Source organism: Streptomyces sp. MAR4 CNX-425 (assembly GCF_048656465.1).
Lineage (GTDB): Bacteria > Actinomycetota > Actinomycetes > Streptomycetales > Streptomycetaceae > Streptomyces.
In genome coordinates this window covers 766,102-790,155 of the sequence record NZ_JBMDLF010000001.1, presented here as the reverse complement: position 1 = coordinate 790,155, position 24,054 = coordinate 766,102, and the positions used below count along the sequence as shown (strand labels likewise).

At 71.6% G+C, this 24,054-nt stretch carries 14 protein-coding genes and 1 pseudogene; 3 read left to right on the top strand and 12 right to left on the bottom strand.

Going from position 1 to position 24,054, the window contains the following annotated elements:
- Positions 1-48: 48 nt before the first annotated feature.
- Positions 49-4,053 carry a ThuA domain-containing protein gene (locus tag ACHZ99_RS03405; protein ID WP_420302787.1) on the top strand — a complete coding sequence of 1,335 codons (4,005 nt, stop codon included), beginning with the start codon at positions 49-51 and terminating at the stop codon, positions 4,051-4,053.
- Positions 4,054-4,179: 126 nt separating this feature from the next.
- Here ACHZ99_RS03405 and ACHZ99_RS03400 read toward each other — a convergent pair whose 3' ends face one another.
- From ACHZ99_RS03400 to ACHZ99_RS03365, 8 genes and pseudogenes are all read right to left on the bottom strand, one after another.
- A complete protein-coding gene (locus ACHZ99_RS03400) occupies positions 4,180-6,147 on the bottom strand; it encodes a glycoside hydrolase family 127 protein (RefSeq protein WP_420302786.1) in 1,968 nt (655 codons plus the stop codon).
- Positions 6,148-6,161: 14 nt separating this feature from the next.
- Entirely contained in the window at positions 6,162-8,216 is a 2,055-nt protein-coding gene (locus ACHZ99_RS03395) for a TIM-barrel domain-containing protein (protein ID WP_420302785.1), read from the bottom strand.
- A 49-nt stretch (positions 8,217-8,265) separates the two neighbouring features.
- Positions 8,266-9,105, bottom strand: a complete 840-nt coding sequence (locus ACHZ99_RS03390) for a carbohydrate ABC transporter permease (protein ID WP_420302784.1) — start codon at positions 9,103-9,105, stop codon at positions 8,266-8,268.
- Entirely contained in the window at positions 9,102-10,085 is a 984-nt protein-coding gene (locus tag ACHZ99_RS03385) for a carbohydrate ABC transporter permease (protein WP_420302783.1), read from the bottom strand. Before ACHZ99_RS03385 ends, ACHZ99_RS03390 begins: the two co-directional genes overlap by 4 nt.
- 22 nt (positions 10,086-10,107) lie before the next feature.
- Positions 10,108-11,367: a sugar ABC transporter substrate-binding protein gene (locus ACHZ99_RS03380; RefSeq protein ID WP_420302782.1), complete on the bottom strand. Its 1,260-nt coding sequence runs from the start codon at positions 11,365-11,367 to the stop codon at positions 10,108-10,110.
- The gene (locus tag ACHZ99_RS03375) at positions 11,364-12,428 is read right to left on the bottom strand and encodes a LacI family DNA-binding transcriptional regulator (RefSeq protein ID WP_420302781.1); all 1,065 of its coding nucleotides are present in this window, start codon (positions 12,426-12,428) and stop codon (positions 11,364-11,366) included. Before ACHZ99_RS03375 ends, ACHZ99_RS03380 begins: the two co-directional genes overlap by 4 nt.
- Before the next feature lie 48 nt (positions 12,429-12,476).
- Positions 12,477-15,236, bottom strand: coding sequence for a cellulosome protein (locus tag ACHZ99_RS03370; protein WP_420302780.1), 2,760 nt, complete (start codon positions 15,234-15,236; stop codon positions 12,477-12,479).
- Between the two features lie 635 nt (positions 15,237-15,871).
- A pseudogene (locus ACHZ99_RS03365) lies at positions 15,872-16,202 on the bottom strand (SMI1/KNR4 family protein); the annotation flags it as partial.
- Positions 16,203-16,314: 112 nt separating this feature from the next.
- Between ACHZ99_RS03365 and ACHZ99_RS03360 the strand changes: the two are divergent.
- Positions 16,315-18,465, top strand: a complete 2,151-nt coding sequence (locus ACHZ99_RS03360; RefSeq protein ID WP_420302779.1) for an MMPL family transporter — start codon at positions 16,315-16,317, stop codon at positions 18,463-18,465.
- Between the two features lie 108 nt (positions 18,466-18,573).
- Here the strand turns inward: ACHZ99_RS03360 and ACHZ99_RS03355 are convergent, their stop codons facing one another.
- The 3 genes from ACHZ99_RS03355 to ACHZ99_RS03345 form a co-directional block, all read right to left on the bottom strand.
- On the bottom strand, positions 18,574-20,025 hold the full coding sequence (locus tag ACHZ99_RS03355) for an ATP-binding protein (RefSeq protein ID WP_420302778.1): 1,452 nt from the start codon (positions 20,023-20,025) through the stop codon (positions 18,574-18,576).
- A complete protein-coding gene (locus ACHZ99_RS03350) occupies positions 20,022-20,714 on the bottom strand; it encodes a response regulator transcription factor (RefSeq protein WP_420302777.1) in 693 nt (230 codons plus the stop codon). Before ACHZ99_RS03350 ends, ACHZ99_RS03355 begins: the two co-directional genes overlap by 4 nt.
- 118 nt (positions 20,715-20,832) lie before the next feature.
- Positions 20,833-20,958 (bottom strand): hypothetical protein, encoded by a 126-nt coding sequence (locus ACHZ99_RS03345; protein WP_420302776.1) that lies wholly within the window; start codon positions 20,956-20,958, stop codon positions 20,833-20,835.
- 219 nt (positions 20,959-21,177) lie between these two features.
- Between ACHZ99_RS03345 and ACHZ99_RS03340 the strand changes: the two genes are divergently transcribed.
- Positions 21,178-22,179, top strand: coding sequence for a DUF3558 family protein (locus ACHZ99_RS03340; protein ID WP_420302775.1), 1,002 nt, complete (start codon positions 21,178-21,180; stop codon positions 22,177-22,179).
- Between the two features lie 260 nt (positions 22,180-22,439).
- Here ACHZ99_RS03340 and ACHZ99_RS03335 read toward each other — a convergent pair whose 3' ends face one another.
- The gene (locus ACHZ99_RS03335) at positions 22,440-23,909 is read right to left on the bottom strand and encodes an AAA family ATPase (RefSeq protein ID WP_420302774.1); all 1,470 of its coding nucleotides are present in this window, start codon (positions 23,907-23,909) and stop codon (positions 22,440-22,442) included.
- Positions 23,910-24,054 lie beyond the last annotated feature (145 nt).

Below are 24,054 nucleotides of genomic sequence, written 5' to 3'. Positions count from 1 at the left end.
ACCCTGTTCACCGCGGTGTTGGCCGTCCTGGTCTCGTTCCTCCCAGGAATGGCCACGACCAGCGCGGCACAGGAAGCCGCGGAGTACGACGTGCTGTTCTTCCACAAGACGACGGGCTTCCGGCACGACTCCATTCCGTCCGCCATCACGGCCGTCGAACAGCTCGGCCAGGACAACGGCTTCACGGTGACCGAGACCCAGGACGCCGCGGTCTTCACCGACGAAGGGCTGGCGCAGTACGAGGCCATCGCCTTCTTCACCGACGGCGAGAACACCCTCGACACCGGGCAGCGGCACGCCTTCGAGCGCTACATCCAGCGCGGCGGAGGATTCATCGGGCTGCACTCGTCGTCGAACATGGACAAGACGGACTGGCCCTGGTGGTCCGAGCTCATGGGCGGCGCGTTCTTCAAGAGCCATCCCTCCGGCGCGGACCAGTTCCAGGAGGCGACCGTACGAATAGAGGACTCCACGCATCCGTCGACGGCCGGGCTGCCGGCCGAGTGGGTCCGTACCGACGAGTGGTACAACTTCACCGCCAACCCGCGCGAGAAGGTCCACGTCCTGGCCACGCTGGACGAGTCGACGTACAACCCGGGGCCGGACGCCATGGGTGAGGACCACCCGATCGCGTGGTGCTCCAACTACGACGGCGGCAGGACCTGGTACACCGCGCTCGGCCACCAGCCGGAGCACTACGACGAACCGCAGTTGCGCCAGCACATCCTCGGCGGCATCCAGTGGGCGGCCGGCGCCGCGGAGGGCGACTGCGGCGAGCCGCGCGAGGGGCCCGCCACGGAGTCCTCGTTCGAGAAGGTCGCGCTGGACGACAACACCGCCAACCCGATGGAGCTGGCCGTCGCCCCCGACGGGCGCGTCTTCTACGTCGAGCTGGGCGGCACGGTGAAGGTCTACGACCCGGAGACCGGCGCGGTGAAGACCGCCGCGCAGATCCCGGTCCACCGCGGCAACGAGAACGGGCTGCTGGGCATCGCCCTCGACCCCGACTTCGAGACCAACCAGTGGGTCTACCTCTTCTACAGCGCACCCTCGCCCGAGGTGCAGCACGTCTCCAGGTTCACCGCCGACGGCGACACCCTGGACCTTCAGTCCGAGAAGGTCCTGCTGGAGTTCACCCACCAGCGGGAGGTGTGCTGCCACTCCGCCGGGTCGATGAGGTTCGGCCCCGACGGCAACCTGTTCATCTCCACCGGCGACGACACCGCGCACTTCGCCTCCGACGGCTTCGCCCCGATCGACGGGCGCGTCCACGACGAGCACACCAGCGAGGACGCCAAGCACTCCTACGACGCGCGGCGCACCTCCGGCAACACCAACGACCTGCGCGGCAAGATCCTGCGGATCACCCCCGAGGACGACGGCACCTACTCGATCCCGGAGGGCAACCTCTTCCCGCCGGGCACCGAGAAGACGCGGCCCGAGATCTACACGATGGGCCACCGCAACCCCTTCCGGATCGCCGTCGACGACGAGACCGGCTGGGTCTACGCCGGCGAGGTCGGCCCCGACGCGGGCAGCGACAACCCCGACCGCGGGCCGCGCGGCTACGACGAGTGGAACCAGATCCGCGAGGCGGGCAACTACGGCTGGCCGTACTGCATCGGCGACAACCAGGCGTACCGGGAGTGGGACTTCGCCACCGGCACCCCGGGCGAGTCCTTCGACTGCGAGAACGGCCCGGCCAACACGTCCCCGTTCAACACCGGCCTGGACACCGTGCCGCCGGCCAAGGACGCGTTCATCTGGTACCCGTACGGCGAGTCGCCGCAGTTCCCGGAGATTCCCCAGGGCGGCGGGCGCTCCGCGTACGCCGGCGACGTGTACCACTACGACCCCGAACTGCTGGGTGACGGGCAGTTCCCGGAGCACTACGACGACGCGGTCTTCGTCATGGAGTGGTCGCGCAACTGGATCGGCGCGCTCCGGCTGGACGAGAGCGGGAACTACGAGAGCTTCGAGCAGTTCATGCCGAACACCCTGTTCCGCAGCCCGCACGACATGGAGTTCGGGCCCGACGGGGCGATGTACCTGATCGAGTGGGGCATGGACTTCAACTACGGAGGGGAGAACGTCAACCCGGACTCCGGCCTCTACAAGATCAACTATACGAAGGGCGCGCGCACCCCCGTCGCGAAAGCCTCGGTCGACAAGGACTCCGGGCCCGCACCGCTGGACGTCGCGTTCTCCAGCGAGGGCAGCAACGACCCGGACGGCGACGAACTGACGTACGAGTGGGACCTCGGCGACGGCACGACGTCGGACGAACCCGACCCCACCCACACCTACACCGAGCCCGGCGAGTACACCGCGCAGCTCACGGTCACCGACCCGTCGGGACGCTCCAGCAGCTCCAACCTCACGATCACCGCGGGCAACACGCGTCCCGAGGTGACCATCGAGCTGCCGCACAACGGCCAGGTCTTCGACTGGGGCGACCAGATCCCCTACAGGGTGTCGGTGTCGGACGCCGAGGACGGCACGGGCGACGCGATCGACTGCGAGCGGGTGACCGTCCAGCAGGGCCTCTACCACGACGAGGGCGGCAACGCGCACGTCCATCCGGGCGAGCTGCAGAACGGCTGCGAAGGCGTCCTCACCACCCAGTCCGACGCCGACCACGGCGAAGCCGCGGACATCGCGCTGACGGTGACGGCCAGCTACACCGACCTCGGCGGCGAGGCGGGTGCCCCGGCCCTGACCGGCGGCGTGACGCACTTCCTCCAGCAGAAGCGCAAGGAGGTCGAGCACTTCGCGGACTCGGCGAACGTGAGCGTCGGCGCCGCGAACGACGAGGAGACCGGCGGCGGCGAGGCGATCAGCGCGCAGGACGGCGCGTGGGCCTCGTACGAGCCGTACCACCTCGACGGCGTCGGCCGGATGACGCTGCGGGCGGCGGCGGCCGACGACGCGACGGTCGAGGTGCGCCGCGGCGCGCCCGACGGCGAACTGCTCGGCACCGCGCAGATCGAGGGCAGCGTCGAGGTGCCGCGGACCGCGGGCCCGGAGGGCTTCGGCACCGCCGTCCCGCTGGCCGGATCCGGCCAGGTGGAGAAGGTGGAGCTGCCGCAGGGCGTCGTCGAGGGAGTCGAGGACGTCACCCTCTCCGCGTGGGTGAACTGGTCCGGCGACCAGACGTGGGCCCGGATCTTCGACTTCGGCTCCGGCACCGGCAATTACATGTTCCTCACGCCGAGCGCCGGCGGGTCGGGCAACATGAGGTTCGCGATCACGGACGGCTCCGGCGAGCAGCAGATCGAAGGCGCGCAGCCGCTGCCCGCCGACGGCTGGCAGCATGTCGCGGTCACCCTGTCGGGCACCACGGGAACGCTGTACCTGAACGGGGAGCCGATCGGAACCAACGACAACCTCACGTTGAACCCGGCGGACCTCGGCCGGACGGGGCAGAACTGGATCGGTGACTCGCAGTGGTCGGCCGACCCGCTGCTCAACGGCTCCGTCGACGACTTCAACCTCTTCGACCGGGCCCTGACGCCCGACGAGATCCGGTCGCTGACCGCCGGCCCCGGCGGCGGTGACGTCGGCGGCGGCAACGTCGCCTGGTACCGCTTCGACGAGGACGGCGGCGCCACCGCCGCGGACTCCTCCGCACAGGGCAACGACGCGCAGATCGTGCTCGCGGACGACGCCGCGACCTGGCAGAACGTGACCTTCGACCTGGCCCCGGCCGAAGGGACGTTCCCGCTGCACCTCGTCTTCCCCGACAACCGGGTGCGGGTCAACTGGATGGAGCTGACCGCGGGAGACGCCGAACCCGGGCAGTGTCCTTCCCCGGACCAGCGGGAGACCGTCGTCGTCGGCGACGTCGACAGCGGGGTGCCGAACGCCGGCACCGGCGACGGCTGCACCATCAACGACCTCATCCTGGACGAGCAGTCGTGGAGCAGCCAGCGCGACTTCATCAAGCACGTCCGCGAGGTGACGGGCGAGCTCGTCGACGACGGCGTGATCACCAGAAGGGAGGCCCACCACATCTTCCGCGCCGCCAAGCGGAGCAGGATCGGCCGCGGGTGACGTAGGCCCCTGACGCACCACCCTTCCGCACCCGGGTGGCCCGGGAGAAGCCCCGACCCGGGCCACCCGCCTCCATCGGGGGAGAGACCGCCGCGGCAGCCGTTGCCCGGCCGTCCCCGCCCGGGGTCACGGCGGCCCGGTCAGCGGCGCCGCGGGCAGCCAGACACGCATGGTGGAGAGTCCGCGCTCCGCCCAGCGGTGGTACGGGACCAGGGGGAGCGCCGCGCCGGGGACCCGGTCGGGCGCCGGCGGCGCCGGATCGGGCCGGGGGCCGTACGGCCAGTCCCGTTCCGGCGCCGCCGGCCCCGCGGGCAGGGTCTCGACCACGACCGCGCCTTCGCGGTCCGCCGGCGGCACGGTGGTGTCCACCGTCACGTCCTCCAGGGAGAGCCCGTCCGGCAGGTCGACGGACTCGGCGCAGTACACCAGCGGGCCGCGCTCGACCGCGACGCAGCCGCGCAGCGCGTCGACGCGGGGGTCCGGCCAGGTGAAGCGCGGGGCCACGGGGAGCTCCAGGCGGATCTCCTCGCCCGGCACCAGCGCGCGGTCCACCACCGCCGCGCCCGGGCCCGCCGGGCGGCTCCTGCCGCGCTCGTGGAGCACCGCGCCCCGCGCCCACGCGGGCACGCGCAGCCGCAGCGCCACCGCGTCGGCGGGGGCGTCCACCACCCGGATCGTCACCAGTCCGTCCGCCGGGTACGCCGTCTCCACGTCCACGGCGACGGTCCGTCCGTCGCCCAGCTCCGCGGCGATCCGGCCGCTCGCGTACTGCAGCACCGCCAGCTCCCGCCGTCCGGCCGTGGCGAGGTACGTGTGCCAGGCGGCCAGGGTGCGGGCGACGTTGGTGGGGCAGCACGAGACGTCGAACCAGGCCGCCCGGGTGCCGCCCGCGGCGCGCGGGCTGACGCCGCCGTCGGCGGACTCGCGGGTCCCGCCCGCCGTGCGCTGCTGGAGGGGGTTGGCGTAGAAGAACGCGCGGCCGTCGCTGCGCGGGGAGGTGGCGACGACGTTGAAGAACGTGCGCTCCATCAGGTCGGCGTAGCGCATCTCGCCGGTGGCCAGGTGCAGCCGCCAGGACACCATCACGGACGCCACGCCCGCGCAGGTCTCGCAGTAGGCGCGGTCCGGCGGCAGCTCCCAGTCCTCGCCGAAGCCCTCGTCCTGGTGCCGCGAGCCCATACCGCCGGTCAGGTGGGTGCGCCGGGCCACGGCGCCGGCCCACTGCCGCTCGACGGCGGCGATCAGGTCCCCGTCGTCGCGCTCGACGGCCACGTCCACGGCGCCGGCCGCCAGGTACAGCTGGCGCACGGCGTGGCCGCGCCAGGTGTCGGCCTTGCGGACGGGCACGTCGTCCTGGAAGTAGCCGGCGCTGCCGACGCCGAAGGGGACCTTCAGGGTGCGGTGGCCGCGGCGGTCGAGGAAGAGCCGCGCCTGGTCGACGTAGGCGGGCTCGCCGAGGGCGCGGCCCAGTTCGGCGAGGCCGGTCTCGATCTCGGGGTGGCCGCAGAGGCCGTGCAGCCCTCCTGGCCCGAAGGCGGCGCAGACGTGGTCGGCGGCGCGGCGGGCGACGGCGACGAGGTCGTCCTCGCCGGCGGTGCGCAGCCGGGCGACGGCGGCCTGGAGCAGGTGCCCGGTGCAGTACAGCTCGTGGCCGAACTCCAGGTCGCTGTAGCGCGGCGGGCGGCCGGGGTGGCCGTAGCAGGTGTTGAGGTAGCCGTCGGGGTCCTGGGCGGCGGCGATGCGCGCGGTGAGCCGTCGTACGGCGGCGTCGCAACCGGGGTCGCCGGTACGCCCGTACTCCCACGCCAGCGCCTCGACGAGCTTGTAGACCTCGGAGTCGGCGAAGGACCAGCCGGTCCGCTCCGCGCCCGCCCCGCCGGCGGCGACGCGGTCGAAGTTCGCCAGCCAGCCGAGCCGCTCCAGCCACTCCTCGCAGTGCGGCAGCGTGGCCGCGGCGTTGGTCTCCTGCAGACCCGGCCAGAACCCGCCGGGCGCGAGCGTCACCTCCGCGAGCCCCAGCGGCCGCCGTTCGCCGCGGGAGGGGACGACCGGCCGGCCGCCCGTCGGATCGGTGCCGCCGGCCGTCCGGGTCACCTGTGCGCGCTCCTTCACGGGGTCGCCGCCGAGCCGCCCGCGCCCGTACCCGCGCCCAGCGGCACGTCGGCGCCCTCGCGGGTGAAGACGGGGATCCGGTCGAGGGGGGCGTCGGCGGTGACCGTGCCGCCGCCCTCGTACGTCTCGCCGGTGGCGGCGCAGACCCAGCGGGTACCGGCCGGCAGGTACACGTCCCGGGCGCGCCGCCCCGCCTCGGCCACCGGCGCGACGAGGACGTCCGGGCCGAAGAGGAAGGCGTCGTCGACCGACCACGCGCGCGGGTCGTCGGGGAAGTCGACGAAGAGCGGCCGCATGGGGGGCAGCCCGGTGCGGGCGGCGACGGCCGCCTGCTCGTGCAGGTACGGGCGCAGCCGCTCGCGCAGGTGCAGCAGCCCGGCGATGATCCCGTACGCCTCCTCGCCGTAGGACCAGACCTCGTTGGGGCCGCCGGTCTGCGCGTACGAGGTGGGCGTGCGCGGTTCGCGGTCGCCGTGCAGCCGGAACAGCGGGCAGAAGACGCCGAACTGGAACCAGCGGATCACCAGCTCCCGGTACGCCGGGTCGCGGGCGTCGCCGCCGTGGAAGCCGCCGATGTCGGTGGTCCACCACGGGATGCCGGAGAGCGCGACGGCGAGGCCGGCGCGTATCTGCTGCCGCAGCGAGGCCCAGGTGGCGGGGATGTCGCCGGACCACAGCGCGGCACCGTACTTCTGCGCGCCCGCCCACGCGGAGCGGCACAGCAGCAGGGTCGGCCAGGCAGAGTCGGCCGCCATGCCCTCGGCGAACAGGCGGGCGTTGTCGCGCGGGTAGATCCCGGCGGTCTCCGCGCCCGGCCCGGCGTACAAAGCGAGGTTCTCCGGCTGCGCCGGGTTCAGCTCGGGCTCGCAGGCGTCCAGCCAGAAGACCCGGACGCCGAGGTCGCGGTAGCCGCGCCGGACCTGTTCCCACACGTACGCCCGCGTCTCGGGGTTCGTCGGGTCGTAGAAGGCCACGGGCATCGGCGCGGCCATGCCCTTGTCCTGGATGGTCTGGTGGCACTCCACGCCCCGCGCGGTGCCCGCGAGCAGGCCGCGGTCGCGGTAGTCGGGGTAGGCGGCGGCGAGCGGCGAGACGGTGGGCCAGATCGAGACCATCAGCTCCACGCCCTGTTCGGCCAGCTCCTCGACCATCGCCGCGGGGTCGGGCCACTCGGCCGGGTCGAAGCGGTAGTCGCCCATCGCGGTCCAGTGGAAGTAATCGGCGACGACGACGGACAGCGGCAGGCCGCGGCGGCGGTGCTCACGGGCGACGGCGAGCAGCTCGTCCTGGTTGCGGTAGCGCAGCTTGGACTGCCAGAAGCCGGACGCCCAGCGCGGCAGCTCGGGCGGGCGGCCGGTGGCGTCGGCGTACCGTTCGAGGATCCCGGCGGGCGTCGGCGCCGCGGTGAGCCAGTAGTCGATCTCCCGGGCCCGGTCGGCCTGCCAGCGGGTCGCGTTCTCCGCGAACTCGGCGCGGCCCACGGCGGGCAGGTTCCACAGCAGCCCGTAGCCGCGGCTGGAGAGCACGAACGGAATGGACACCTCGGCGTTGCGGTGCACGAGATCGAGGGCCAGGCCCTTGAGGTCGAGGCGGCCGTGGGTCCGCTGGCCCATGCCGTAGAGCCGTTCACCGTCGTACGCGGCGAACTGCTGGTGGATCTCGTACGCGCCCCCGCCACCACCGCCGCCGTCGCCGCGGAAGACGCGGGCGCCGGGCAGCCAGAAGTGCTCGCGGCTCTCGGCCAGCAGCTCGGCGCCGGTGCTCGTGCGGGAGAACGTGAGCAGCGGCTCGGGGTACGCGGCGCGGCGGTCGAACCCGGCCGTGACGGTCAGCTCGCCGTGGACGAGGACGGCGCGGTCGCCGTCCCCGTCGACGCTGACGCGGGGGCGGCCGGACGGCGGCGGCTCGGTCAGCGCGCCGTGGCTCTGGGCCGGGAGCCGGAACTGCGCCGCCCGTACGCGGACGCTGTCGGCGCCCCACGCCTGGACGGTCAGCACCTCGTGCCGGTGGCGGATCTCCATGCCGGTCGCGGTCGGTCGGAAGCTCACCATGGACGGGGGCTCCTCACAGCCGGGTTGCTCACAGCCTGGTTCCTCTCAGTCAGTCCTTGACGGCGCCCGCGGTGACCCCGCCGGCGACGAAGCGCTGGGCGACGACGAGCAGCACGGCCGCGGGCACGGACGCGACGACGGCGGTCGCCATGATCGAGTTCCACTCGGTCGTGTTGTTGCCGATGTAGGAGTAGATGCCGAGGGTGATGGGGATGGCGTCGGCGTTGCGGCTGAGGGTGGAGGCGAAGATGAAGTCCGACCACGCCCACAGGAACGCGAACAGCGACACGGTCAGCGCGGCGTTGCGGCTCAGCGGCAGGACCACGGAGACGAAGGTGCGCCAGGCGCCGGCCCCGTCGATCTTCGCGGCGTGCATCAGCTCCCGCGGGATGCCGGACATGAAGGCGGTCAGCACCATGACGCCGAAGGGCACGGCGATGGTGGAGTCGGCGAGGATCAGGCCCCAGACGGAGTTGAGCCAGCCGAGCCGCACGTAGACGGCGTAGAAGCCGATCGCCATGACCACGCTGGGGATCATCTGCGCGGCCAGCAGCACGAAGGACAGGCCGGTCGCGCCGCGCGGGCGCAGCTTGGCGAGCGAGTACGCGGCCGGGGCGGCGACGGCGAGGGTGAGCGCCACGCAGCCGAGACCGATGCCGAGGCTGGTCGCCAGCGCCGGCAGCTGGTCGCGCAGCACGTCGGCGTAGCCCTCGAACGTCGGGTCCCACGGGAACCAGTGCGGCGGGTCGGCCCGCATGTCGCCGGTCCTGGTCAGGGAGACGTTGACCATCCAGTAGACGGGGAAGAGCATCACCGCGGTGAAGAGGACCCCGAGGGCAGTCCGCCACCGTGCCCGGCGGCGCGCCCGCACCCGGTACGCCGTCGTCATGAGCGCTCCTGTCGACGCTGGAGGCGGAGGTAGAGGAGGCCGAAGGCCAGGGCCATGAGGATGAGCAGGTTGCCGAGGGTGGCCGCGGGCGAGAAGTCCGGCAGGCCGGTGCCGAACGCCTCGCGGTAGGACCAGACGGCGAGCGTGGTCGAGGAGGTGCCGGGTCCGCCGGTCGTCATGATCCAGATGACGTCGACGACCTTGAGCGTGTAGACGAGGCCGAGCAGCAGGGTGATCGCGGAGACCGGGCGCAGCATCGGCAGGGTCACCCGCCAGAACTGCTGCCAGGCGTTCGCGCCGTCCAGCGCGGCGGCCTCGTACAGCTCGTCCGGGATGTTCTGCAACCCGGAGTAGAGGATGACGAGGTTGAACGGGATGCCGAGCCAGATGTTGGCGACGATCACGGAGGTCAGCGCCCAGCCGGGGTCGGTCAGCCAGTTGACCTGCCCGATGCCGAACGCCTCCAGGGCGGCGTTGACGATCCCGTTGTCGCTGTTGAGCATCCAGGCCCAGGTGGAGCCCGAGACGATCAGCGGCAGCAGCCACGGGATCAGGAACATGCCGCGCAGCAGCCCGGACAGCCGGAAGTTGTTGCGGAAGAAGACGGCGAGCGCCAGGCCGAGGGCGTACTGCGCGGCGATCGAGACGAAGGTGAAGACGAGCGTGTTGCGCAGCGCGGTGCCGAAGGCGTCGGCGCCGACCACGTCGCGGTAGTTGGCGAGGCCGGTGAACTCGGCGCCGCCCTGCACGAAGGAGCGGACGGTGTAGTCGTGCAGGCTGAGGTCGACGTTGCGGTAGAGCGGATAGGCGTAGAAGGCCAGCAGGTACGCGAGGAGCGGGACGAGGAACGCGAACGCGGCCCACTGGGTCGAGCGCCCGCGGACCCGCGGGCGGCGGCCGGCGGGCGGCTTCCCCGGTCCGGCCGCCGCCGCGCCGCCCGGGTCCGCGGCCCGTGGCGTGGCCGGGGTGGTGGTCTTCATGGGTGCGACTCCCCGGGCGGCGTCAGCCGGCCTCGTCCTCGGCGGTGGCCTGCGCCTCGCGCAGCGCGTCCGCGGGGCTCGCGGCTCCGCTGAGGGCGTTCTGCACGGCGGTCCACAGCGGCTCGGAGATCTTCGGGTAGTCGGTGCCGAGGTTGTCGCCGGTACGGCCGCGGGCGGTGCGTACCGCCTCGACCCACGGCTGGAGACCGGCGTTCTCCTTGAGCAGTTGCTCCTGCCCCGCCTTCGTCGGCGGGATGTAGTACGCGAAGGCCGTCGCCGTCTGCACCATGCCCGCGGGGGTGGTCATGCACTCGACGATCTGCTGGGTGACGTCGTACCGGGACGTGTCGTCCTGCACGGGGGCGGTGATGAACTCGCCTCCGGTCGGCGTCGGTGCCACGCCGCCGTCCCTGCCGGGTATCTGCACGACGCCGGTCGGGAAGTCCGCCTCCGCGGCGCTGTCGACCTGCCAGGTGCCGTTCACGCCGAAGCCGAAGTCGCCCGTGAGGAACTCCTCCCAGGTGGTGTTCTGGGAGTTGTTGATCACCGAGTCGGGCGCGTAGCCCTTCTCCAGCCACCCGGTCCACAGCTCCAGCGCCGAGACGGCCTCGGGCGAGTCGAGCGCGCGCAGGTCCGCGCCCGCGCCCCAGAACCAGGGCAGGAACTGGAAGGAGCCCTCCTCGGTGTTGGTGCCGGCGAAGGTGATGCCCTTGTGCCCGGCGTCGGTGACCTTCTTCAGCGCGGCGGTGAGCGCGTCCCAGTCCGTGATCGAGGCGGGGTCGACGCCGGCGTCGTCGAGGACGTCCTCGTTGTAGTAGAGGCCGAGCGTGTTGGCGCCGATCGGGATGCCGTACGCCTTGCCGTCGACGACACCCGCCGCGAGCAGGTTCTCGTCCACGCCCGCGGTGTCGAGGCCGAACTCGTCCATCGTGGTGAGCATCCCGGTGTCGGCGAGGGTGGAGACGGCCGGGTTGTCGATCAGGATGACGTCCGGCGCCGTGCCCTCCTGGGCCGCGAGCAGTGCCTGGTTCGTCAGGGCGGTGGTGTCGTACGCGGTGCGCTTGATGGTCACGCCGGCCTCGTCACCGCACGCGGCCACCCGCTTCGCCCAGTCGGACCCCTTGTCGTGCTGCGGGTAGGGGTCCCACCACGTGAAGGTGTCGGCGGACCGGTCGCCGCCGGTGCCGCCGGTGTTCGACGAGCACGCGGCCGGCGCCGTCATGACGAGGAGCGCGGCGCCCAGGACGCCGGCTGCACGGACCGGGGTGGACAGGGATATCACGGTCTTCCTCCTTGGCCAGGCGGATCTGGTGGTGTGCGGGGGCCGGCGGGGGGCGCGCCGGTGCTGCCCCGGTCGACGAACTCGGGCGGCACGAGCCGCAGCACGTGCGGCTCGTGCCGGGCCACGGGGTCGGTGATCCGGCGGACGAGGTGGCGTACGGCCATCCCGCCCAGCAGGTCGGGGGCGGACTCGACGGACGAGAACGGCAGCGAGAAGGTGCGGGCGAACTCGTCGGAGTAACGGCCGACGACCGACAGGTCCCGCGGCGCCTCCAGCCCGCGCGCATGCATGACGGACGGCAGTGCCGCGGCGGCGGCCTCGTTGTTGAGCAGCAGCCCGGTCGCGGCCGGACGGGCGTCGAGCAGCGCGTGCAGGTGCCGGCCGACGTCGGGCTGGCGGGAGGGCCCGAAGGCCGCGTGCAGCCGGATCCCGCGGGCCCGCGCCTGCTGCACCACCGCGTCCTGCAATCGCCACACGTACGCGCCGCCCCGCTCGACGACGTGCTCCGGCTGCGAGACGAGGATCAGCTCGCGGTGGCGCAGCCGGTGCATGTGGTCGACCATCGCCCGCCCGGCGGCCTCGAAGTCGAGGTCGAAGACGTCGACACCGGACGGGTCGCCGGGCAGCCCGACGAGCGCGCCGGGCTGGGGCGCGGCGCGCAGCAGCGGCAGCCGGGCGTCGTCCTGCGCGACGTTGAGCAGGACGACGCCGTCGACCATGCGGGAGTCCGTGATCCGGCGCAGCGCCCGGGCCCCGTCCGCCTCGGTGACGAGCAGGGTGTCGTACCCCAGCTCGCGGGCCGTGTCGGAGACGCCCAGCATGTACTGGAGCATGGCCGGGGCGAACTCGTCCTCGTAGAACTGGGCGAGCAGCCCGATGACCATCGTCTCCGCGGTGGCGAGCGCCCGCGCGCCGGCGTTGGGCGTGTAGCCCAGCTCCCGCGCCGCGTCGGCCACCCGCTGCCGGACCGCCGCGGAGATGGACCGCTTGCCGGACAGCGCGTACGAGGCGGTGCTGCGGGATACGCCGGCGGCGTGAGCGATGTCGCCGATCGTGACCACTCGGACTCCCTTGCTGCGTGGTTGTGCGGGTTCCGCGGGTTCCGCGGGTTACGGCCGCTCGGCCGCGAACGGCGCGAGGGTGATCTTGTCGAGCACGGGTGCGTAGGGCGAGCGCAGCAGGATGCCCGGCCAGGTGTCGGAGGCGTACGACTCGCCGTCGAAGTTCGGCAGCTCCTCGGAGCGGAAGGAGAGCGCGTTGTCGCCCTGCTCCAGCCGTACCGGCACGGTCAGCTCCCAGAAGTTGTTCTCGTGGAACGAGTGCGGGAACGTCACGCGCCGCGCCTCGCCGCCGTTGACGGACACGTCGGCGTGCCGGACGAGCGGGTCGGGGTTGTAGTGCGTGGCCTCGGACTGCTCCGGGTTGGCGTACCGGACGCGCATGGCGTACAGGCCGGCTTCGTCGGCGGTGACGTGGAAGGTGGCGGTGTTGCCGTTGCCCGGCTCGCCGCCGACGCCCCGCACCGCCTCGCCGCCGTCGGCGAGGGAGAGCCCGGCCGCCGCGGCGGTGCCGGCCAGCTCCGCGTCCTCCGCCTGGTACTCCCGCGGCGGCAGCGCTCCGGTGCCCGGGGTGACGGTGAGGCGGTCGACGAGTGTGGCGCCGGCGGTGCCGGTGACGGTGACCTTGTTGACCCCGCCGGAGAGGGAGACGGCCGCCTCGCCCGACGCCGACGTCACGTCCCGCACGTCCTGCCCGTTGACGGCGAGGCGGGACCGCCCGCCGCCCAGGGCCGTGACGTCGAGGGTGGCCTCGGCGTCGGCCTGCGAGTAGACCCAGAAGGTCGCGCGCTCGCCCGCGGCGAGCCGCGCCGCGCCGGAGCCGGAGGTGCCGCCGCCCTGCGGCACGTCGTAGACGGGGCCGCCGCCGTCGAAGGCGGCCAGCTCGCCCTCGTAGACCGCCCGGTCGGCCTCGGGGGCGGGCCGGGAGAGGGTGATGCGGTCGATGATCGCGTCGCCCTTGGTGGCCCTCGTGCCGTCGAGGCTCTGCGCGGCGAGGGACAGGGTGTGCTCGCCCTCGGTCAGCTCGACGGTGGTGTCGGCGTGGTCCCAGACCACCCACTTGTACCCGAGCGGCAGGTGCAACTCCTGCTCCGCCGCCCCGTCGACGCGCAGGAACACGTTCGTCGGCCCCTGTTCCCGTACGAGGCCGTAGGTGTTGAGGGAGTTGGCGAAGACACTCAGGTCGTACGTGCCGTCCTCGGGCACGTCGACGGTGAAGTCGAGCCGGACGTCCGATCCGGTGCGCAGGCCCCCGACGTCGTATCCGCCGGAGGTGTAGAACTTGGACACGTCCTCCGGCGACCCCTCGGGCCCGTTCAGGCTGTAGCCGGTGCCGGTGTGCGCGGCGTCCTCGGCCTCGTAGCTGCCCTGCCAGAGGGTGCGCGAGGGCGTGGCCGGTCCGTCGCCGCCGCCCGGGGTGAGGACGATCTCGTACGCGGACGACTCCTTCAGCTCCGGCAGGTCCCCGCCGAAGTCGAACGCGACCGAGCCGTCCGCGACCTCCAGATCGGCCTCGGCGACGACGTCCGGCCGGTCGGAGTCGCCGACCTGGCCGGTCCACGGGATCTCCCGGACCCAGGCGTGCACGGTGTCGCCGAAGACGTCGGCGGGCACGTTGTCGAAGCGGATGAGGCCCGTACCGTCCGAGCCGCCGAACAGCGCCCGGGCCTGCCGCTTCTCCCGGTCGAGGGTGGCGACGCCCTGCATCGTGTAGTTCTCGCCGGGCGACGGCGGGGTGACCTCGACGGTGTGCCCGGACATGGCGCCGTAGGCGTTGAACAGCCACCACTGGCCGTTGCCGCGGTTCGACTGGACGGCCGAGTCGGAGAGGTTGCCGTCGATGTTCCAGTACGCCATGTCGGCGTCGACCTTCGACTCCTCGATCGCGGAGATCCACTGGATCATCTGGCCCGGGACGGAGGTGTGGTAGTTGAAGGCGTACTCGTTGACGTTGACCGGCAGCGGCGTCCTGTCCTCGTACGGCGTGCCGGCGAATATCTCCCGCTCCCAGGCGCGGTACTTCGCGACGCTCGTGCGCACCTGCTCGGGGTGGCTCAGCTCGTGCCAGGTGACGACGTCCGGGACGGTGTCCGCCTCGATGGTGTGCCGCAGGAAGCCCCGGACCTCGTCGTAGAGGACGCTGGTGTTGGGCCCCGCGATACGGGCGTCCGGAATCTTCCCCTTGATCAGCCGGTAGAAGTCGTCCCAGGTGGCGAAGTAGGCGGTCGGGTCGTCACGCCAGCTGACGCCGTCGTAACTCCACTCGCCGGTGCCGAACATGTTGCCCTCGGGCTCGTTGAACGGCACGAAGACGATGTTGTCCCGGTACTCCTCGGGCAGCCGGAGGACCTGGTCGACCTGCTTGGCGATCTTCTCCCGGTAGATCCGCACCTTCTCCTGCGGGGTGTCGCCCTCCCACTGGTAGGGAAAGCCCCGGTGGATGTCGGTCATGTAGATGTACACGTCGCCGTCGGTGGAGTCCGCGAGCGGCTTGACCACGTCGAGCGCGTCCGCGCCCGGGTGCTGCGGTCCGTCCTGGGCCTTCGTGGAGACGGTCCGCAGGTTCATGCCCTCGATGAGGTTGTTCGTCGGGACGTCCTGGCCGTAGACGCCGTAGAGGGTGCCGGCGGCGCCGCCGTGGAACGCGCCGGTGCCCGCGGCGAGGTCGATGCCCATCTCGCCCGCGGCCTCGGGGGTGTCGGCGGCGACGGCCGGCCCCAGGGGGCCCGCGGCCAGCAGAAGGGTCCCGGCGGCGGCGACCAGCGCCGTGCGCAGGCCGGGTCGTGCCCGTGCTGCTCTCACTTGCACCATCGTTGCTCCTGTGGGTCGTCGGGTGTTCTTCTTCGAACCGGTTCGACGGCGTCACCGATCGGTGTCGAACCGGTTCGACACCGTTGCCGCCGCCGCGCCGTTGTGGGGTCCCGATCGGGCCAGTCGCGCGACACTTGCCATACGAAATACCGAACGCTCTACGGTATTTCGTCAGCCGAGGATGGCGCCTCCCCGCCCGCGCGTCAACACTCGCGACACGTACGGCAGAACCGGCGGCCAACCGCGCCCGCGTAGACCGCCCAGGGCCGGCTGAGCCTCGCCGCCCTGCTCCGCGGCGGGCGCTTCCTGCCGATCCACACGGCCCAGGCCGCCGACCGGACGGGACCGGTCACGCCCTCGTCCGACGGCCGTCCATCGTGGAGGTGGTGCCCGACCACGCTGACCGGATCCTCGCCGACCCCACCTGGAGGTCCGCGACCGGCGCATCACCGCTCAACCGAACAGGCGGACACAACTGGCGCGCAGCCGAAGCACCCTCAGCGGAACGGCGTCCATGTCCGCCACGCCACACCCTCTGGCCACACCAGGCCACGAAGCCCGAAGAGCGCAGTCGTCACCGCTGACACCCGTCAGATGCCCTCGCCACCCGTCCTGGCGAGGGCATTGGGCCGGGTTTAACGGCAAAGCTTCATGATGGTGTCGTCGAAGTCGGGAAACTCTCGTGTGGCCTGCGCGATGATCGCCGCCGCCGGCGCGCGGCGGCCCGGAGTGAATTGCCAGCAGCCACAGGAAGGCGCCCAGGTCGCGAGCGACAACGCCCGTCTCTCCTTCGGAGCCCAGAAAGACAACGGGCTGCTCCACCAGCTCTTGACGTGGACGGACCAGCCAGAACGCTGCGTTCCCGCCGGTGCCGTCCTGGCCGAATACGCGGAAGTCGTCACCGTTCAGCTCGCTGTTGCCCGTCCGCGCGCGGAACCAGTCGGTGGTCTCATCGGCAGACAGAAAGCCATCTGCAACGGACGCCGGTTACTTCACAGGCTCTAACGGTTGTCTCAGGTTCGCTCGTTAGGAAGTAGCCATCAGATAAGCGATGTAATCCGTATGTAGGAGGCTAGTGATGGCAGTCAACGCAGCGCCGTCCGGGGAAACGCCGGCCGGTCGGTTGGCGGGCCGGTGGGTGCCGTGGTTGGTGATCGGCTTGTGGTTGGTGCTGGCGGCGGGCATGGTGCCGCTGAGTGGAAAGTTGAGCTCGGTCACCACCGACAGCGCCGTGGACACGCTGCCGGCCGGTGCCGAGTCCACCAAGGTGGCGGCGCTGGACGACAGTCTCCCCGGCGGTGAGGACAGCACGTTCGTCTTCGTGTACCACCGTGCCGGCGGCTTGACCGCCGCCGACCGCGCGACGGTCGAGCGCCACTACGACACCCTTGCCAAGCGGTACCCGCCGAAGGCGACGGAGGCGGCCGGCGAGGACGACGAGGGCTCACCGACGAGCCTCTCCACCGACCGCAAGGCGATGACGTTCACCCTCGATGTGAGCACGGCCCACGGCCCACCGGAGGAGATCGTCGGCCCGTTGCGGGACGCCGCGAAGGACCGCCCCTCCGGTCTGGAACTGGACGTGACCGGCCCGGGCGCGATCGACGGCGACATGGATGCCGTCTTCGACGGCATCGACGTGCAGGTCCTCCTCACCACCATCGTCGTCGTCACACTCCTGCTCATCCTCACCTACCGCAGCCCGGTGTTGTGGCTCATCCCGCTGGTGGCCGTCGGCGCGGCCGCACTGACCTCGATGGGGACCGTCTACCTGCTCGTCAAGGGCTTCGGCATCGTGGTCAACGACCAGAACTCGGCGCTGCTGACGATCCTGGTGTTCGGCGTCGGCACGGACTACGCGCTGTTGCTTATCGCTCGATACCGGGAGGCACTGCACCACCATGAGAACGTCCGGGTCGCGATGGTCCACGCGCTGCGCAGCGCGGCGCCGGCCATCGTCGCGTCCGCGGCCACCGTGGTCGCCGGCCTGCTCTGCCTGCTCGTCGCGGACCTGAACAGCACCAGCGGGTTGGGCCCGATCGGTGCGGCCGGCATCCTGTGCGCGCTGGTGGCCATGCTGACGCTGTTCCCGGCGGTGCTCGTGGTGCTCGGCAGGCGGATCTTCTGGCCGGCCATCCCGCGGTTCAGCACGGCCGTGGAGGAGAAGCCGGGGCTGTGGGGACGGCTCGGCGCCGCCATCAGCCGCCGCCGGTGGGTGGCGGCGCTCGGCTCGCTCGGAGTTCTCGGCGTGCTCGCCCTCGGGCTGGCGGGCAACACCGGCGCCCTGCGGGAGCAGGACCAGTTCCTGTCCGCGCCGGAGTCGGTCACCGGCTTCACGGTTCTCCGCCAGCACTTCCCGGAGCTCGGCGGCCAGCCGATGGAGGTCTTCACGCGGCCGGCGCACCAGGAGCGGGTGCTCGACGTCGTCAAGGACACGCGCGGTGTGGCCATGGCCATACCGGAGCAGACCAGCGGTGGCTGGGCCACCATCTCCGTGGTCCCGAAGGACGCGCCGGACACCACCGCGGAGTACGACACGATCAAGCGGGTGCGCACCGCCGTGCACGCGGTGAGCGGGGCGGAGGCGATCGTCGGCGGGCCGAGTGCGGAGAACCTCGACACCGAGGTGACCACCAGGCGCGACGAGAAGCTGGTGATCCCGCTGGTGCTCGTCGTCGTCCTGATCGTCCTCGGGCTGCTGCTCCGAGCGATCCTGGCCCCGCTGCTCCTGATGGCCACCGTGATCGTCTCCTTCGCCGCGGCCTTCGGCGGCAGCGTGTTCGTCTTCGACACGATCCTCGGGTTCAAGGGCGTCGACTATTCGGTGCCGCTGCTGGCATTCCTGTTCCTGGTGGCGCTCGGCGTCGACTACAACATCTTCCTGACCAGCCGGGCCCGGGAGGAGACCGTGCGTCTCGGCACCAGGGAGGGCATGCTCAAAGCCCTCTCGGCCACCGGTGGCGTCATCACCTCGGCCGGCCTGGTCCTGGCGGCCACGTTCGGGGTCCTCGTCACGCTTCCGCTGGTGATGCTGGTCGAGGTCGGGTTCCTGGTGGCCTTCGGCGTGCTGCTCGACGCCCTGCTGGTGCGGTCGGTCCTGGTGCCCGCCCTCACCCTGCTGATCGGCCGGCGGATCTGGTGGCCGAGCCGGCTGTCCCGCCCGGCGGCGGAGCTGCCGAACGGTCGACAGCAGCTCGCCGACGACGAGGAGCCCGCGCTGCAACGGTGAGCGCGGCGGCACGGACGAGATCCGGGACGGGGCCCCAGGCCCGTCCCGGATCTTTTCATGGGCCCGACGGTCGCCGCCCTCTGGTCCTGCGCCGCGCCGTCGGTGTGGTCAGGGCACCGGGGTGTCCTCGCCTGCGGTGTGCCGCGCGAGCGGGGCGGGCGGGGCCGCGGCCGGAAGGTCGACCCGAAGCAGCGCGCCACCGCGTGCGGAGCGGGCGACGGTGACCCGGCCGCCGTGGGCGTCGACGACCCGCTGCACGATCGACAGCCCCAGACCGGATCCCGGCAACGCCCGGGCACTGTCGGCACGGTAGAACCGGTCGAACACCCGGGGTACGTCGGCGGCGTCGATGCCGGGCCCGGCGTCGTCGACCTCAAGCACCGCCGACGCGCCCTCGGCACGGAGCCGGACCTGGACCGGCTGGTCCGCGGGGGACCACTTGCCGGCGTTGTCGACGAGGTTGAGCACCGCCCGCTGAAGCGCAGCGGGACGCCCGCTCACCCACACGGAGGTCACGTCGAGCGCGACCTCGATGTCGGGCACGCGGGAACGCGCCCGGGTCGCGGCGGCCACCACCACGTCGGCGAGGTCGAGCAGCTCGGTGTTCTCGTCGCTGACGTCACCGCGCGCCAGGTCGGTCAGCTCGGCGGTAAGGGTACTCAACTCGGCCACCTGGGCGCCGAGATCGTTGAGCAGCCGGGTCCGGCTCTCCGCCGGCAGTGCGCTGGCCAGGGTGCCGCGCCGATCGAGCCGGATCAGCAGCTCGACGTTGAGGCGCAGGCTGGTGAGCGGGGTCTTGAGCTCGTGGGCGGCGTCCTCGGCGAGCAGCCGCTGGGCCAGCCGGGAGTCCCGGAGCGCGGCGAGCATGTCGTTGATCGACTGGATCAGCCGCCGGATCTCCCCACCGCCCTCATCCGGGATGTCGGCGTCGAGATCCCGGGTGCGCGCGACACGTACCGCGGCGGCGGTCAGCTGGTCGATCGGTGCCAGCCCGGTCCGCGCCACGGCCCGCCCGACAAGGGCGCCGCCGACCACGCAGAGCAGCCCGATCAGCAGCATGCCCAACCCGAACCGGTTGATCGGGCTGTCGTCGGCGACGCGGGCCACCTGGACCGCGCCGTCGCCCGCCCGCAGCGTGTAGATGAGGTAGCCGTCCTCGTCGCTGTCGTTCGACTCCATCAGGTCGGCCGACGCGCCCTGCGCCACCCGCACGGCGCGCTCGCTGACGGGGGGCAGCGAGGGTTGGCCGGCCGGCGTCCGGGTCGAGCCGTCGGGCAGGACGACCCGCACCAGCCGACCGGATCCGGGATACGGCGGCAGCTGGACCTGCGCCAGACCGGCGCGCTGCGCGTTCGTCGCCAGGACGCGGGAGTCGGCGCGTAGCTGATTCTCGGCGGTGTCCTGCAACTCCCAGGCCAGTAGCTCGCTGGCCACCTGGAAGGCCACGAACACGCTGACCCCGATGGCCGTCGCCGCGATCACCGTCAGCCTGGTCCGCAGGGACCGCCGGCGCCACCATCGGGTCAGCCGACGCGGTTCCCGGCCGGCGGGCCTGCTCACGGAGGAGTCTCCCGCAACGTGTATCCCAGGCCGCGCAGCGTGTAGATCAATCGCGGCTCACCCTCGGCCTCCAGCTTGCGGCGCAGGTAGCTCACGTATACCTGGAGGTTGTTGGCGGTGGCGCTCATGTCGAAGCCCCAGATCGCCTCGAACAGCGCGTCGCGGGTCAAGACCCGGGTCGCGTTGCGCACGAGGACCTGGAGGAGGGAGAACTCGGTCCGGGTCAGGCGCAGCGGCCGCGCGCCCCGCCACGCCTCGAACCTGTCGGGATCGAGCCGGACGTCGGCGAACGACAGGATCTGCGACTCCCCGTCGGCCGGCGTGCGCCGGCGCAGGAGGGCCCGTACCCGGGCCAGCAACTCCTCCGTGGCGAACGGCTTGGGCAGGTAGTCGTCGGCGCCCGCGTCCAGCCCCGTGACCCGGTCGGAGATCTGGTCACGGGCGGTCAGCATCAGCACCGGCAGATCCCGACCCGCGGCCCGCAACCGCCGGCAGGTCTCCAACCCGCCGAGGCGCGGCATCATCACGTCGAGAATCAGCAGATCCAGCGTGTCACCGCCGGCCCCACCGACCCCGTCGAGCACGGCGAGACCGTTGGCGACGGTACTGGTGTCGTAACCCTCGACCTGGAGCACCCGCTCCAGCGACTCACGGATGGCCGCTTCATCATCCGCGATCATGATTCGCACGCCGGCCCGCCCCTTTCCAGTCGATGCTTTTTCCGCTCATTGTCCCCGATCAACCTGAGACCAGGATTAGCGCGCCGCTGGGGACCGCGCTTTTACTGAGTTTGAAAGTGTGAGGGCGTCAGGGTGATCCGTGGATGGTGAGGCCGGTGCCGGCGGGGCAGCCGTCGAGCAGGTCGCTGCGGTAGTGGATCTCGCTTGAGCCGCGGTCGGCGGCGTCATCGCGGGCCCGGCACCGCTGGATCATGGCTGGGTCCAGCCCGGCCCTCCGGTGTTTCCGCAGGCCCCGCTTCCATGTATAGGCCACGCAATGCCGCGGCTCCGGAGAATCAGCAAACGGTGGGGTCCCCGGGGGCCGGGGAAGTGGGGACCGGTCCCGGCGAGGTGCCGCTAGCGTGGCGTGATGCCGCGATTCACTCCTGACCCGCGTGTCCGGGGCGGGCACCCTCGCCGTACGGCCGGATCGGTGCTGTTACTTGCCGTGGGCCTGTTCGTCGCCGGGTGTGGTGGGAGCGAGGAGCCCTCGCAGGGGCCGTCGCCCTCTCCCTCTTCCCCCTCTCCTTCCAGATCGGCTACGCCCGCCCCGGTCTCGCTCTCCGTCACCCCCGAGGAACTGCGGGGCGCCGACCCCTGCAAGCTGATCAACGAGGACGTGCTGGCGGAGTACGGAAAGGTCGAATACGACAGGGGCATCAGCTACGGCCAGTGCGACATCCAGGTGAACGCACCGGACGCGGAATCCGTCTCGGTCTTCGTGGATCTGCAGGACGGCCCCAGTGACGTGTCCGCGGGCGCCCCCGCGCCAACGTCCGTGCTGCGCGACGGCGTCACCGTCTACGAGAGCGAGGACGTCGACGCGCTCAGCGGCAGCAACTGCACGCGGGACGTGGTGGTACGGGAACAGATCGCGGCGGTGGGGATCGGCGTCTACGGAGACGAGTCGGTCACCCGCGCCTGCCGGATCGCCGACAACGCCGCCGGTGACGTCAGCCGCCTCCTCAAGGCTGGCGACCTTCCCTCCGCCCGCCACGCTCCGGACTCGCTGGCGAACCAGGACGCGTGCGAGCTGATCAAGGAGCGCGAGGCGGCGCGCCTGCCGGACATCGACCCCGGCGAACGGCATGCCGCATTCGCCGGCCAGAGCTGCTCCTGGGGCGGCAAGAGCATCGACGAACGACATGTCACCGTCTACTTTCAGCACGTGGACGATGCGCTGGAGGGAAGTCCGCTCACGGTCGGGGGACGCCCGGCGGCGATGAGGTACAGCGCCGCCACGCACAGCGGGCTGCTCGGGACCAGCTTGCCGGCGTGCACGGTGAACGTCGAGTACGCAGAGGGCGGGCCGACCGCGAAGGGCCGTACCGAGGTGGTCTCCGTGGGGGTCGCCGGTGAGTTGCCGGAGGAGCGGCTGTGCTCCCTCGCCCGGGAACTGGCCCCCAAGGCCCTCTCCCGCCTCCCCGGGGCGTAGGCGCCTGCGGGGACGCGCCCCGGTGCGTCGCGGCGGCACTGTCCGCGACGATGAAGTTCCTGCCCCGGGTAGGGGCGGCCGGCTGGACTCCACAGGACAGCCGGGAAGTGATCTGCCCAACGAACCCCCGGTACATCGGGTCGGGCAGCCGACGGGTTCTGTTTCCTTTGCGGACGTAGCGCTCTGACCTGCAGAGGTGCGGTGTTTCGGCGACGGCGTTACACATCCCGTGCACAAGTGTGACGAGGTCCGAGCGTTGATCAGTCGCCGTGGTAGAGGCGATGCGGCTCGATCAGTTGGATGGTGGGGTCGCTTTCGGCGCGGAGACGCAGGTCGTCGGTGAAGCCGGCGGCGCTGTAGCAGTGCAGTCTCGTGGCGTCGGTAGCTGTGCCGCGTGCCATGAGCAGGGAGCGGATGCGCTGGAGGCGGTCCAGATGTCTTTGCCCCATGACGTCGTTCCACTTGACTTCACCGATGGCCAAAAGCCCCTCGCCGCCGCTTTCGGTCTCGCCGTGGACGGCGACGTCGACCTCGTGACTGGTCTTCGCGGCGGGGTCGTTGACGGTGCCGCTCGCCACTCCGGTGGCCACCCCGCCGTGGGTTTCGGCCGAGGCGTGCCAACGGGCCCACTCGCGGCAGACCTGCTCGAAGTGCGGGCCGACGACTTTGCTGCGGAACGTGGACTGGGCGCGGCGCCACACCGCACCGGCGCGTCCGGGGCGCTCCAGGTCACCCCAGGCAGGGCGCATGACCGCGTGGTAGAAGGCGATGAGGGGTTCGGCGATGCGGTAGGCGGAGCGGTTACGGCGGAAGGCGTCAGCCTCGTGCGTGATCATGCCGACGTCCTGAAGGACGCTGAGCGGGTGGGCGAGATCGGTGGACTTACGGCCGAGGTAGTCGGCGATGCCGCCGCGAGCGGTGTTTCCGGCGGCGATGGCGGCCAGGACCGAGTGGTAGAGGGCGGTGTCGTGGAGTTCTGGCTCTTCGGCGAGCAGATAGCGGGCTTCCCGGAAGAGCGGGCGGGCAGGATTGAGGACTGCGCGGACGACCCAGGCGTCGAAGTCGTCGGGGCCGACGGGGGCGTCGCCTTGGGTGAACTCGCGGCGATAGGCGGGAGTACCGCCGACGATGGCGTGGGTGAGCAGCGCGGTGCGTGGATCGGTGATCTCCCAGAACTCGGCGGCGAGACGGAAGTCCAGAGTGGGGACGACAAGCTCCAGGCCGGCGCGGCCGCGCAACGGGGCGTTTCCGGCGAGGAGCCCTCCCATGAAGGACAGCGCGGAACCGCACAGCAAGAGCCGTACGGGGGTATTGGTGCGCTGGGTCGTCGGATCGAGGGCACGCTGGATGATCGAAGGGAGAGCCGGGGACGCCTTCGCGACGAAGGGAAACTCATCGATGACCGCCGTGACGGGACCGCCCCCGTCCGCGATACGCATGAGCTCGGTGACAGCCTCATCCCAGTCGGCGAAACGGAAAGGCGTCGGCTGATCACGATAGCGGGCGAGAGCCGCGCCGAACTGACGCAAGGCGTCGGCTTCCGTGGTCTCCGTGGCAGTGAACATGAACCCGCCGCTCGCGCGGATGAGGGCGTCGAGCAGGAAGGTCTTGCCCTGGCGACGCCGTCCGGAGACCACGCCGAGGGTGGCCCGGGATCCTGGCAGGGCTGCGAAGCGAGCCAGTTCCGACCACTCGAAGCCGCGGTCGAACATCTCGGCGGGTCTGTCCATGGAAGCACCCACCCTTCAGAAGTATAATTGCGCCTATTATAACTGCAACTATTGTGAGGTGCGCTCAGGTCGTACAGACACCGTGGGGTGTGTCCAGTAGGCGGCTGATCTGCGGTTGTGTAGCTGGATCCCGGCTGCCGGCCTC

Bases quoted from the DNA above. Each gene is read 5' to 3' on its own strand.
- ACHZ99_RS03405 (WP_420302787.1), top strand. From the start codon at position 49: ATGGCCACGACCAGCGCGGCACAGGAAGCCGCGGAGTACGACGTGCTG.
- ACHZ99_RS03395 (WP_420302785.1), bottom strand. From the start codon at position 8,216: ATGGTGAGCTTCCGACCGACCGCGACCGGCATGGAGATCCGCCACCGG.
- ACHZ99_RS03390 (WP_420302784.1), bottom strand. From the start codon at position 9,105: ATGACGACGGCGTACCGGGTGCGGGCGCGCCGCCGGGCACGGTGGCGG.
- ACHZ99_RS03385 (WP_420302783.1), bottom strand. From the start codon at position 10,085: ATGAAGACCACCACCCCGGCCACGCCACGGGCCGCGGACCCGGGCGGC.
- ACHZ99_RS03370 (WP_420302780.1), bottom strand. From the start codon at position 15,236: ATGGTGCAAGTGAGAGCAGCACGGGCACGACCCGGCCTGCGCACGGCG.
- ACHZ99_RS03360 (WP_420302779.1), top strand. From the start codon at position 16,315: ATGGCAGTCAACGCAGCGCCGTCCGGGGAAACGCCGGCCGGTCGGTTG.
- ACHZ99_RS03345 (WP_420302776.1), bottom strand. From the start codon at position 20,958: ATGATCCAGCGGTGCCGGGCCCGCGATGACGCCGCCGACCGCGGCTCA.
- ACHZ99_RS03335 (WP_420302774.1), bottom strand. From the start codon at position 23,909: ATGGACAGACCCGCCGAGATGTTCGACCGCGGCTTCGAGTGGTCGGAA.